The following is a 12,283-nucleotide window of genomic DNA, read 5'->3' as shown; positions in this document are numbered from 1 at the left end:
TACGACGTTTCAACATGAATTCACAGGCCTGACGGGATGGGTAGCAGGTCTGTCATATTGCTGCTGATCATGAATGAGGAAACTGACTATGCGCGTGATTGCTGTGACCAACCCCAAAGGGGGCGTAGGAAAAACCACTTTTTCCACTAATCTGGCCGGGTATTTTGCGGCACAGGGCCAGACTGTGATGCTAGGGGACATGGATGTTCAGCAGTCGTCCCTCAGCTGGCTGAAAATCCGTCCAGACAATCTGGCGCGCATCACCCCCTGGCAGCCAGTTGATGCACTGCCATCCAAAGCAAGCAAAGGACATCTGGTATTGGATACGCCCGCCGGTCTGGCCGGTGAGGCGCTGGAACAGGTACTGGCGCTGGCAAACAAGATCGTCATTCCATTACAACCCTCTATTTTTGATATTCTTGCCACGCAAGATTTCCTGAATCTGATCGCACAACAAAAACACCGCTGCGAGGTCGGCGTATTAGGTATGCGCGTCCATGCCCGCAGCCGCTCCGCCGATCAGTTGGCGAATTACGTGAATCAACTCGGGCTGCCGGTGATAGGCTATCTGCGTGATACTCAAAACTATATACAACTGGCGGCCCATGGCGCGACCATTTGGGATGTCGCACCATCACGTGTCGATAAAGATCTGGAGCAATGGGAAGACGTCTTGCGCTGGATAGAAGCCTAAAGCTTGTTGGCTTCCAATGACATGTACAAAGGGGAAAACAGGTGCTCGCCCTGGTGTCCTCCTGACTCCTGGTCAACGCATCGGTGTCCGGATGCGACGTAACGCAATGTAAGTCTTGCGTATGCCTGGTTTTGGAGGATTTGGTCGAAAATCTCAATATTTCTTTAGGAAAATTACCCTCTCCAGCAATACTTACCTATAATGCCGTCTCCCTGAACTCAGGGCAGTTTCCCTTTTTATATCAAAGACTTACGGCATGCATCTGACTATCTTCGAAACCCCTATCATTAACACCCTGATGCGCTGGATTTCTGTCCTGGCCGCACGCCTGACCGGTTGGCGCGTTGAGGGTATACAGCCTGCCGAAAAAAAATATGTACTGATTGCGGCCCCGCATACCAGTAACTGGGATTTTCCGGTGACCCTGATGGTGTGCTTTGTGCTGCGCCTGCGTGTGTATTGGATGGGAAAGGCCAGCCTGTTTCCACCTGTGCTGGGAGGCGTCATGCGCTGGTTGGGCGGGATTGCAGTAGATCGTAGCCGTTCCGGCAATTTGGTGCAGAGTACGGTGGATGCATTTCATGCCAGTGACAGGCTGACAGTGATCGTACCGCCGGAGGGTACGCGTGGCAAAGTCACCCATTGGAAAACCGGCTTTTACTATATCGCACTTGGTGCCGGGGTGCCGATAGCCCTGGGTTACCTGGATTTTGGGCGTAAAGTGGGTGGTATAGGCAAAATGTTTATGCCGACTGGTGATATCGTTGCTGACATGCAGGAAATTCGTCGGTTCTACGCCGGTATACAAGGCAAGCATCCACAGCAATTTGAAGACAATATTCAAATTCGCTGAGCTGGTACAGCGATTGCCAGCGCATCCCTTGGGTGACGGGGCCGTGCACGATCAGGCCCTGATTTGATGCGGTTGTCAGCTTGAAATGCAGCTGTCAACCGCATATCTATTCAGATCAGGATGTTTGATTGTCATAACTACCTAGCTACCTGTCGCTTAGCTGATATGCCTGGATTCGCTGCTGGCTGCGGAAGCAACTTGCTCTGTTTTGCTGTCCTGCTTCAGTAATAACCATTGCGTAGCTTGCAGTATGAGTTTATTGGTCAATAATTCGCAATACGGGTGGGCCGCCAGCCAGACGATTAGGGCACTCGCTCCCAGCGAAACTAACAGGCGGGCAGTGTCTTCCAGATGCAAAATGCGGTTCAACAGGCCTGTATTATGCAAAATAATCAGCGCCATTCCATGCCATAAAAAGACATACATGGATTGCTGTCCTATTCTTGCCAGTCCCCAGTTGCGGCGGCTCATCAAATAACAAACAGCCAGACCGATCACAGTACAACTTGCGTATTGAGCCAGTTGATACATACTGCCTGTCAGATTTGCCATCCCCAGTCTGTGTAATGAAAAACTGCCGTACAGCCAACGGTAATCAAAATGCTTAGGTAATAACATGGCAGCGACGATCGCGCTGGCGCAGATCAGCAGGCTCAGCAAAAACCAATGTGGCTTACTCTTCCAACGCTGTAAGAAATCCGGCCCCAACGTCCAGCCCAGTATAAAAAATGGAAGGAAAGTCAGTGTCCGTGAAATGCTCAGAAAATAACCGCTGTGCTCTGAATAGCTGCCTGCCATGGCCAGCAAAATGGAGATAAGAACGGGAAATTGCAAACGCGTAAACAGCGGCAGCAACAGCCTCCAGCTCAACAGACTTAATAAGTACCATAGCATCCAATAAGGCGCGATCAGTTTTGCGTATGCACTGAAACTGCCGGTCAGGAGATACTCTGTTAGCTCATACAGCAATTCGAAGGCCAGTAAAGGCGCGAGTATATTACGGATCAGTTGCCTGGACTGATGCTGGTTCAGATCGGATTTTGATAACATGCCAGATACCATCGCAAACATAGGCATGTGGAAGGTGTAGATCAGTATCCAGATTGGGCGCAGGAAGGCATCACTCGCGATGTGTAATTCCACCAGATGACCGAACACCACCAGAAAAATCAGCAAGCCTTTGATATTGTCGAGGCTGGTATTTCTGTTCAGGGGCAGGGCGGGGCGGGAGGTGTGCATACTTGTCAATTCAATCAATTACCGCAAAGAGCCGTGATGATAAACGAATTTAGGATATTTTCCCGTAATTAAGTAGTTCTCTTTTGTAACGTATTTCGATTTGGGGAAATTGGATTGTGTATCCGCATTTGCTGATGGCGGCCAGCGGCAGTCTGCATGCTTGCTTATTCTGAGTTTTTGGCGATTTCAGTGATGGAGCGGTCAGGAGAGTCAGGTAAAATATGTTTATCTATTGAAATGTTCTATGCGTTTTCTGCACGGAGATAGTAGTTAAAATTTGGGATAGCGTGGTATGGCGAGAGAAAAATCACGGGCCAGTTTGCTCAGTGCTCAACTAGATTTCGAAGATATCCGGAATCCCGGCGCGCCCGTTGAGCCACCGGATGAATTGGCACACTTGCAGTTTGATGTCGACAAAGAGGCGATCCAAACTGAGAACAAATCAGGAAAAACGCCAGTGATCTTGCGTTCCCCCGCTGAACTTGTCAAAGAAAGATTGCGTCAGGAGCAGTTAGAGCGCGAGCGGCAGAAGGCGGCGAAAGCAGATAATTTTGCTTTTTATGCTGCAATCGTTGCATTGCTGAGTTTTGTGGCGATCTTTAGTGTTATTTTTTACGCAAAATTTTCCAATAACGAAAACAAACCTAGTTACCTCGCATTGCCTCAGACTGTGGTGAATCTGGATGGTCAGGTGATCCGTATGCAGGTCAATATTCAGGTCGCCAATGCGGACAGGGAATGGCTGGCAAAGCATAAACAGGAGCTGACCGAAATGTTTCCGATTACCATGACTACCATCGCCCCGGAAGACTTAAAAACTGAAGAAGGTCTGGAGCGCATCCGTGAACAGATGCGCACTGATTTGAACCAGCGACTGGCTACGGACAAAGTGCAGTCGGTATTATTGAACGAGTTACTGACGCAGAGCCATTAGCCAGAGCAGACCAGACCATATGCGATATCAGGCAGTTTTGCCTGCTACGCTTAGATTAGATTTCTGCCAGATAGCGTAATAATTTTTCCAATGCATAGGCGACAGTCTGTTCGCGTACGCTGTGACGGTCGCCGCTAAATATTTTGCGCTCGGTGTGCGTCATTCCACCCACCGTCCAGCCAAAGCAGATGGTGCCGACCGGTTTTCCTGGTACTGCACCGCTAGGTCCGGCAATTCCCGTGGTGGAAAGCGCCACATGGGCTTCCGAGTTCGCAATCGCGCCTTCGGACATCGCAGCAGCGATTTCTTCGCTGACGGCGCCATGTTGTGCGATCAGCGCGGCGGGTATATTGAGCAGTTCAGACTTAGACGAATTGGAATAACTGACAAAGCCACAGTCAAACCACTCTGAGGAGCCAGCAATTTCGGTCAAGGCCTGACAGACACCACCTCCGGTACAGGATTCGGCAACTGCCAGTAACAGACGTCTGGATTTGAGTTCTTCACCGACTTGTGCTGCGAGTTCGATAGCATTTTGCATGATGCGTCTCCCGTCTGGTTATTGAGTTCTCCGTATCATGGTTGACACTGTGGCTGATCATGAACGGTGGAAACTACTTTACCACTTAGTCTGTGTTGGGGTGAAGTCTGTTTGCAAAAGAAAATAATGCGACCTGTCTGCCAACTTTTGTTGTTCAGCAGAGTGGCCCCGGTTAGCGGGTTTTACTGCTCGCTCACAAGCCTATTTATTTCTTAAAAAACCTTAGGGAAACGCCACTGCCTACAGTACGCCCTTGCGAAACAGCGGCTTCGAACTGACAGCTTTTTGCTACGCGCAGGGCTTCCGCTTCAGCGCCGGCATCACCTATGTCCCACTGCAGCAACGCTTGCTGACTGGTGACACCCATAGAATTGACATAGGTTCCCACCACGATTCCGACACCTTGTTCATTTTCCTGCGCCAGTCGCACCAAGGCAGACTCTGGGCAAGTATCCGGTTTCAGTTGTACATCGCGACTGCCAGTAAAGTTCCAGTTGTAGCTTATTGTTTTACTAGCTGGTGTGTAATTGCCCGCCGGGTAAGCCTGGCAGCCGTCGACCGCTTGTATTGCCATGCTATCGAGCAACTTCCATCCACTGCTTCTGGTCAATTCAAAACTCTCGACTTTTCCGTTAGCGCCGATAGCCAGCTTGAGTTTGGCCATGCCTGACATCCCAGCTTCCCTGGCTTTTTTGGGATAAGGACCTATCGGACAATTTTTTTCCACATCAAGTGGACCGGGTAAATTGGCGGAAATCATTGTTGCTGTATTTGGTTCCTGTGCCTGCACAAGTGTCGCTGTCAGGCATGACATGAAAGCGAGCAACGCAACTGTGTTTGCTGTGATCGACATTGTTTTCCCTTGGAGTTCGCGTGATTTATGTACAAAATTAATCGAATAAGACAATGCCCGCTTGCCAGGCTGATTTAGTCATTCTGACCAATGAAACGTAAGGATTCCGCTTTTGCCACTCGCTTACCCTGGTATTCGGCGGGAAAAAATTCACAGGAGCGCGCAATGCGCAGACTTTCCTTATCCAGCACTTCATCGCCGCTTCCCCATTGAATGATTGCATCGACGACCTTTCCACCGGAGGAAACCATGACGCCGACTACAATATCATTGGCAATATCTTTGTTTTCGGCGATGCGAAGAGACGCAGATTTCTTACAACTGGCCAGGTCCAGCTCAGCACGGCTTGAGTAACCGTGATCATATTGCCAGTGCAAGACGAAGATTTTTGATTGCGGCGCATAGTGGCCTGGTGGCAGCAGCTGGCAACCGGAGAGATGATTCATAATACTCATATCGAGTATTTTCCAGCCTGCACTTTGCAGCAAGTCAAAGGCTGCAATTTTGCCGTGCTCATCGATATGCAGCTTTAATTTGGTGTCACCTTCTATGCCACGCCGCACTGCAGCGGCCGGATATTCAGGCAGTTTGCAGATAGCTTTCATATCCATCGGGAACTCGAACTTCACCACAGGAGTGGGTTCGCCACTCTCATCATCGGCGGCGGCTATTGGGGCAAAGAAAAACTGGGTGATGATAATCAGACTTGAGGTAACGCGGGCAATGCGCATGTCATATCCTATTTATTGCTTTGAGCACAATATTATGAGGATAGAGTACAATAAAGGCAATGGTGGAGAAATTCTGCAACTGCGTAGCTGAGATCAGGTGCGATTGGCAGTTACCAACTACCCCACAGTGCGATGCACAGCAGACTGAAAAACGCTGCCACAATGTCATCGAACATCACTCCAAAACCGCCCTTGAAGCGTTGGTCAAAATAGCGTATCGGTGGTGGTTTGACCATATCAAAGAAGCGGAAAATCAGGAACGCAGCGGTTTGCGCCTGTGCGCCAGCAGGTGTCACTAAGACTAAAACCAGCCAGAACGCAATAATCTCATCCCACACCATGCTGCCATGGTCGGCGGCACCCAGATTTTTTCCTGTGATATGGCAAGCCCAGATGCCGGCTACGAAACCAATCGCGATAATGAGCAACCAGTTCCAGGGCGTAAAAAATGCAGGCCAGCGGTCGCTGAAAATATTGAAACTCAGCCAGGCAAACAGGGTGCCCATGGTGCCGGGGACTGTGGGTGATAAGCCACTGCCAAAGCCCTGCGCCAGGATATGTGCAGGATGGCTGAACATGAAGCGTGCGCCAGGGCGTTGTATCTGAGCCGTTTGGCTCTTATCCAGAGTGGTCATGGGGTAGAGAAATGGTCGAAAGACTGTAAATGTAATTGTAGGGGCTGCTGTTGCGCATCGAATAAGCGCAAACCTGGCTGGGCTTCAATCTGGCCGATGCGGGTTACCGGGGTCTGGCTGGCTTGCGCTGCCGCCAGTACTTGCTCACGTTGATCCGCTGATGCAGTAAAGCACAATTCATAGTCGTCGCCGCCAGTCAGGCAAAAGCGCCTGCGCAGTTCAGGATCTTGCTGTTGCAACATAGGTCCGGCTGGCAAGGCATCGACCCACAAACTCGCACCAACACCTGAGCGTTTCAGGATGTGTCCAAGATCACCAGTCAGGCCATCTGAAATATCCAGTGCCGCATGGGCGATGCCGCGCAGCGACAGTCCCAGCGCAACTCTGGGCGTGGGCATATGCATACGCAGCGCCGCTTGCTGATGAATATCGGCGTCTAACTTCAGTTCTTGCCAGTATCCGGCCAGTGCCAGCCGTGCGTCACCTAGCGTGCCCGAGACCCAGATATCATCGCCTACACAAGCAGCATCCCGGCGCAATGCCTGTCCTGGCGGGATTTCTCCAAACACGGTAATACAAATATTCAGCGGCCCTTTGGTGGTGTCACCGCCTATCAGGCGGCACTGATGCTGATCGGCCAGTGCCAGTAAGCCTTGGGAAAAAGAATACAACCAGTCGGCATTCGCTTCCGGTAATGCCAATGCCAGGCTAAAGCCCATAGGACGGGCCCCCATCGCAGCCAGATCAGACAGATTCACCGCCAGACATTTATGCCCGAGCATACGTGGGTCGGCGTCCGGAAAGAAGTGTCGGCCTGAGACCAGCATGTCGGTAGAAATCGCGGTTTGCATGCCAGCCGTAGGCTGTATCAACGCGCAGTCATCACCCACACCCAGCACCAGATGCGAGTCGGCCGGGGAGTGGTGCGCAAAATAATGTTGGATTAAATCGAATTCGGAGAGCATGCGCGCATTGTACCGAATAGCAGAGTGTGTGCGGCTGAGTTTGTTAGCGGAAATACAGGGTGTCCGCTTTTGTGTAGGCTTAAACCCTGCTGACCGTCAGCAGCATATTTTGCACATCCGGGGACAGACTGTAGGTATGAAAAGTCTGCCAGTTATTGAAACGTTGCCATATTGTTTGTATTGCTTGGCGGAGGTGGAGCGCGGCATGCATACTTTGTATCCTTTCATACTGGACTGAGTGTTCTGTTGCAGGATTGCGTGTGATGACGAGCTTCATGTTATGCTGCTTAAGGTTATTTGCTATCAAAGTGTTGTTGATGATAGTTATATGTAATTTATTTGTGAAATTAATTGTTTTTATTGGTTGGATAGTGGCTTGCTATGCGATCAGGGTTGCGTCATTCGAATTCGGTATGAACCTATGCGCTAAAAGCATAGAAACCGTACAAATACGTATGAAGAATGAAAGCATGCTCTGCTAGAATCTAGAGCCTATCCTCCAACAGTAAGTTTTGAGTAAGTAAAAAGAAAGAAGGCCGTATGGATTCAGCAGATCAGAAAGAGCAAATTCGTCAGCAGTTGCGTCAGGCAGCGCTGGAATATCATGAATGTCCGACTCCGGGCAAAATCAGCGTGACGCCAACCAAGCAACTGACCAACCAACGTGATCTGGCGCTGGCTTACTCTCCTGGTGTTGCCGCTCCTTGTGAAGAAATCGTCGCTGATCCGACTGCTGCATTTAAATACACAGCGCGTGGCAATCTGGTTGGCGTCATCACCAATGGAACTGCGGTATTGGGTCTGGGTAATATCGGCCCACTGGCATCCAAGCCCGTGATGGAAGGTAAGGGCGTCCTGTTCAAAAAATTTGCCGGTATCGATGTGTTCGATATTGAGATTAATGAACCTGATCCGGACAAGCTGGTTGATATCATCGCTTCGCTGGAGCCGACCTTTGGCGGTATTAATCTGGAAGATATTAAAGCCCCTGAGTGCTTCTATATAGAGCGCAAGCTGCGTGAACGCATGAAAATCCCGGTTTTCCATGATGATCAGCACGGCACTGCGATTATCGTCGGCGCGGCAATCCTGAATGGTCTGAAAGTCGTTGGTAAGGACATCAAAAAAACCAAGATGGTGGTGTCCGGTGCAGGCGCAGCAGCACTCGCTTGTCTGGATCTGATCGTGGATCTGGGCTTCCCTATCGAAAATATTTTCGTTACAGATTTAGCGGGAGTTGTGTATCAGGGCCGTACGGAACTGATGGATCCGGACAAGGCCCGTTTTGCGCAGGACACCAGTGCGCGCACTTTGCGCGATGTCATTCCTGACGCGGATATTTTCCTTGGCTTGTCTGCAGCAGGCGTACTGAAGCAGGATATGGTCAAAATGATGGCAGCAAATCCTCTGATTCTGGCACTGGCCAACCCTACACCGGAAATTCTGCCGGAAGAAGTCAAAGCCGTGCGCGATGATGCGGTGATGGCGACTGGCCGTTCGGATTTCCCGAATCAGGTGAATAACGTTTTGTGCTTCCCTTATATTTTCCGTGGTGCGCTGGATTGTGGTGCTACCACTATTACCCGTGAAATGGAAATCGCGGTTGTCCACGCGATTGCTGAGTTGGCGCAGGCGGAGCAGTCTGACGTTGTGGCTTCAGCCTATGGCATCAGTAATTTGTCATTTGGTCCGGAGTATTTGATTCCTAAACCATTTGATCCGCGCCTGATGATCAAGATTGCGCCAGCGGTTGCCAGGGCGGCAGCAGAGTGTGGTGTGGCTGCGCGTCCTATTCAGGATATGCAGGCTTATGCAGATAAATTGCAGCAATTTGTCTACCACAGTGGCACCTTTATGAAGCCGCTATTCCAGATCGCGAAGAAAGCACCAGCTGAACGTAAGCGTATTGTGTATGCGGAAGGTGAAGACGAACGTGTATTGCGTGCTGTCCAGGTGGTGGTTGACGAAAAACTGGCAACGCCGATTTTGGTTGGTCGTCCACAAGTTCTGGCGCAACGCGTAGAAAAATTCGGTTTGCGTATACGTCCAGGTATTGATGTTGAAGTCATCAATCCGGAATTCGACCCACGTTACCGTGATTACTGGCAGACCTATCACAAGATGACTTCGCGTAAAGGCGTCACGGAACAGTATGCGAAGCTGGAAATGCGCCGCCGTCACTCCCTGATTGGTTCCATGATGGTGCATAAGGGCGATGCAGATGGCATGATCTGCGGCACCTTTGGCAATTCCACGCTGCACCTGAACTATATCCATCAGGTGTTGGGTAAGCGTGAAGGCGTCAATGTCTACGCAGCGATGAACGCGCTGGTCCTGCCAGATCGTCAGCTGGTGCTGGTGGATACACATGTGAACGAAAATCCTACCGCAGAACAATTGGCGGAAATCACGATTATGGCGGCAGAAGAAATGCGTCGCTTCGGTCTGATGCCTAAGGCAGCTTTACTGTCGCATTCTAATTTTGGTTCGAGTAACAGTGAATCTGCGCAGAAAATGCGTGCTGCGCTGGAGATCATTCGTCGCGATGCGCCAGATCTGGAAATTGACGGCGAAATGCATGGTGATACGGCTCTTGATTCCGCTTTCCGCAAAAAAATGATGCCGGATACAACCTTAAATGGCGATGCAAATCTGCTGGTTATGCCAAATATCGACGCGGCGAATATTGCCTATAATCTGTTGAAAACAACGGCTGGCAACAATGTGGCGATTGGTCCTATCCTGCTGGGTTGTGCAAAACCAGTGCACGTTCTGACTCCGTCGGCAACAGTACGCCGTATCGTGAATATGACGGCATTGTGTGTCGTGGATGCGGTAGCTCAGCGCTGAGTGTTTGTTAAGTCTGCAAAAAAAACGGAGGCCTGTGCCTCCGTTTTTTTATTGTTGCCCCAGTTGCTCCCGTTATTACTGCTGAGTTTGGCGGATGGGCACCCGGCCGGTAGGGACGACATCCGATGCCTTGATGCAGTGGGCATGCTGATCATCAAAAAACATATGCGGTTTAAATGCAGCCAACACTTCTGACTTATTCACTCCACCCATAAAAAAAGTTTCGTCAATGGCGATATTCCATGCGCGCAGCGTGCGGATCACGCGTTCGTGAGCGGGTGAAGAACGTGCAGTGACTAAGGCTGTGCGTATAGGAAAAGCGCGACCATCCGGCGTTCTGAACTGATTTTGTAAATACGAGAGTGCAACCAGCAAGCGTGCGAACGGTCCTTCGGGCAGTGGTTTTTTGGCATTCTCACGCTCGTGCTGCTCAAACGCCTCAACCCCATGCTGTTGATAAATTCTCTCAGACTCATCCGAAAAAATCACAGCGTCGCCATCGAAAGCGATGCGTATTTGTTCCATGTCCGCCGCATTGGGCGGCATGGGATACAGCATGGCGGATGCTACGCCTGAGTTAATCGCTGCCTGTACATCATCTTCGTGTAAGGACAAAAAGCAAGCTCACATTAAATGCCTTAAGATAAGGTGATAGAGGCGCGCCGCCAGTTAAAGCAGCACGACTGATATCCAATCCATAATGTTTTATCGAGTTAAAAATCCTGAGCGAGGTTTCTGATGAGTTACGCGACATCACAACGACCTCTACCATGCGCCGTTCTGGCACGAGTGCATTTAGCTTCAGCAAAGCGTTGACCAGTGCGAAGCCGGCTCCCGGATTTAAGACCTTGTTTTCATGTCGCAGTTGGTGAGAGCGAAAAGCATCCAGCCCCTGTTGACGGAAAATCTCATCTTCCGCTTCCAGATCAAATAAAGCACGTGAGGAAATGCCGATTACCAATAAGTGGTCTAAGGAATAAGCCATAAATGTGTAAAGTGCCCAGGTGTCGGTGAGTGATAGCAGATTATTTGATTATTGATAAGAAGATATCACTATCTATAACGTGACGGTAAATCGGGTTGTTTTTTTGCGTTCAAGTGCTGGTCTAAGGCACTAACTAGTTTGCGCACCTGAATGTCAGATTGATCCGGCAATCTCCAAGTACGGGGTGATATCCGGCCTGGATGCGCGAAATACCATGGAAGCGCAAGCGGCTTTGATTTCCCCAAACTAAAACATCACCATGCATGAGGAGGATTTTGATGGTGGCATCTTCTCTTCGCATTCCGCCTAACAGAAATTGCGCACTTAAACCCAAAGACACAGAAACGATAGGATGCTTGAAATCTCTCTCGTCTTTGTCCTGATGCAAACTTAGCTGAGTGTCAGTTTGGTAGCGATTGATCAGGCAACTGTCGGGCTGAAAGTCCGGAAAGCCAGCAAGTAAAGCCGATTCGTGTGCTAAGTGTATCCAGCTGACAGGCATCGCTGGCCACGGCTGCTCTGTGAGAGGATCGACAGAATGATAGCGGTAGCCTTTCTGATCTGAAATCCAGCCATAAGGCCCACAGCTCGTGGTTGCAACTGCCATGCGCCGGCCGCCAGGCGTGAACATGTGTCGGAATGGCGAAATATTTAAAATAGCACCGAGTTGTTGATGGATATCAGATGCCAGATGGCTGGCTGCACCGCGCAGCAGAGCCACGCCCGGCTCTATCTCTTCAGGTTGGGCGGGTGTATTAGTGAGCTCATCAAATAAATCATAGTTCATCTCGTGATGCTAAGCGCAAACCAGTTTTGTTGCGCCGAATAATAGTTAAGACAAGGTTTTAAAGAGAATAAACAGAAGATTCCGATCAAGGTGTTGACACAAGCGTGGCTAGGCTTCATAATCTCGTTTCTCTGCTGCTGACGAACAAAACGATTCGAAGCAAAAGCCGGAAGGCAAGCAGAAAAAAGAATTCAATATTCTGTGATCTTTAACAAT

11 protein-coding genes and 1 pseudogene are annotated in these 12,283 nt (G+C 50.0%); 4 read left to right on the top strand and 8 right to left on the bottom strand.

Translation table 11 applies throughout. The features are described from left to right. Window positions 1-88: 88 nt before the first annotated feature. Entirely contained in the window at window positions 89-694 is a 606-nt protein-coding gene (locus tag H8K47_RS12000; RefSeq protein ID WP_186881653.1) for a ParA family protein, read from the top strand. A 256-nt stretch (window positions 695-950) separates the two neighbouring features. Continuing rightward, the gene (locus H8K47_RS11995) at window positions 951-1,547 is read left to right on the top strand and encodes a lysophospholipid acyltransferase family protein (protein WP_186881652.1); all 597 of its coding nucleotides are present in this window, start codon (window positions 951-953) and stop codon (window positions 1,545-1,547) included. 156 nt (window positions 1,548-1,703) lie between these two features. On the opposite strand, the gene H8K47_RS11990 is transcribed toward H8K47_RS11995, so the two are convergent. Beyond that, window positions 1,704-2,786 (bottom strand): acyltransferase family protein, encoded by a 1,083-nt coding sequence (locus tag H8K47_RS11990; RefSeq protein ID WP_186881651.1) that lies wholly within the window; start codon window positions 2,784-2,786, stop codon window positions 1,704-1,706. A 292-nt stretch (window positions 2,787-3,078) separates the two neighbouring features. Between H8K47_RS11990 and H8K47_RS11985 the strand changes: the two genes are divergently transcribed. Then, window positions 3,079-3,720 carry a flagellar basal body-associated FliL family protein gene (locus H8K47_RS11985; RefSeq protein WP_186881650.1) on the top strand — a complete coding sequence of 214 codons (642 nt, stop codon included), beginning with the start codon at window positions 3,079-3,081 and terminating at the stop codon, window positions 3,718-3,720. Between the two features lie 55 nt (window positions 3,721-3,775). Here the strand turns inward: H8K47_RS11985 and H8K47_RS11980 are convergent, their stop codons facing one another. The 5 genes from H8K47_RS11980 to thiL all read right to left on the bottom strand — a co-directional run bounded on the left by H8K47_RS11980 (window position 3,776) and on the right by thiL (window position 7,445). Beyond that, a complete protein-coding gene (locus tag H8K47_RS11980; protein WP_186881649.1) occupies window positions 3,776-4,261 on the bottom strand; it encodes a CinA family protein in 486 nt (161 codons plus the stop codon). Window positions 4,262-4,466: 205 nt separating this feature from the next. Next, window positions 4,467-5,114: an energy transducer TonB gene (locus tag H8K47_RS11975; RefSeq protein WP_186881648.1), complete on the bottom strand. Its 648-nt coding sequence runs from the start codon at window positions 5,112-5,114 to the stop codon at window positions 4,467-4,469. 74 nt (window positions 5,115-5,188) lie between these two features. Beyond that, window positions 5,189-5,845 carry an energy transducer TonB gene (locus H8K47_RS11970; RefSeq protein WP_186881647.1) on the bottom strand — a complete coding sequence of 219 codons (657 nt, stop codon included), beginning with the start codon at window positions 5,843-5,845 and terminating at the stop codon, window positions 5,189-5,191. A gap of 110 nt (window positions 5,846-5,955) precedes the next feature. Further along, window positions 5,956-6,480 (bottom strand): phosphatidylglycerophosphatase A family protein, encoded by a 525-nt coding sequence (locus tag H8K47_RS11965; protein ID WP_230405205.1) that lies wholly within the window; start codon window positions 6,478-6,480, stop codon window positions 5,956-5,958. Then, window positions 6,477-7,445 carry a thiamine-phosphate kinase gene (gene thiL, locus H8K47_RS11960; RefSeq protein WP_186881646.1) on the bottom strand — a complete coding sequence of 323 codons (969 nt, stop codon included), beginning with the start codon at window positions 7,443-7,445 and terminating at the stop codon, window positions 6,477-6,479. The genes H8K47_RS11965 and thiL overlap by 4 nt, the downstream gene beginning before the upstream one ends. A 540-nt stretch (window positions 7,446-7,985) precedes the next feature. On the opposite strand from thiL, the gene H8K47_RS11955 reads away from it, so the two are divergent. Next, window positions 7,986-10,295 carry an NADP-dependent malic enzyme gene (locus tag H8K47_RS11955; protein WP_222612788.1) on the top strand — a complete coding sequence of 770 codons (2,310 nt, stop codon included), beginning with the start codon at window positions 7,986-7,988 and terminating at the stop codon, window positions 10,293-10,295. A gap of 75 nt (window positions 10,296-10,370) precedes the next feature. Here the strand turns inward: H8K47_RS11955 and H8K47_RS11950 are convergent. Together H8K47_RS11950 and alkB are read right to left on the bottom strand one after the other, a co-directional pair. Continuing rightward, window positions 10,371-11,280 (bottom strand): annotated as a pseudogene (locus tag H8K47_RS11950) (5'-nucleotidase). Between the two features lie 133 nt (window positions 11,281-11,413). Further along, complete coding sequence (gene alkB, locus H8K47_RS11945; protein WP_186881645.1) at window positions 11,414-12,067, bottom strand: DNA oxidative demethylase AlkB; 654 nt, start codon at window positions 12,065-12,067, stop codon at window positions 11,414-11,416. Window positions 12,068-12,283 lie beyond the last annotated feature (216 nt).

This window comes from Cognatundibacterium rugosum (assembly GCF_014284365.1).
Taxonomy (GTDB): Bacteria; Pseudomonadota; Gammaproteobacteria; order Burkholderiales; family Burkholderiaceae_D; genus Undibacterium; species Undibacterium rugosum.
Note: the sequence above shows the minus strand (reverse complement) of the source record. Positions and strands in the feature narration are given on the sequence as shown.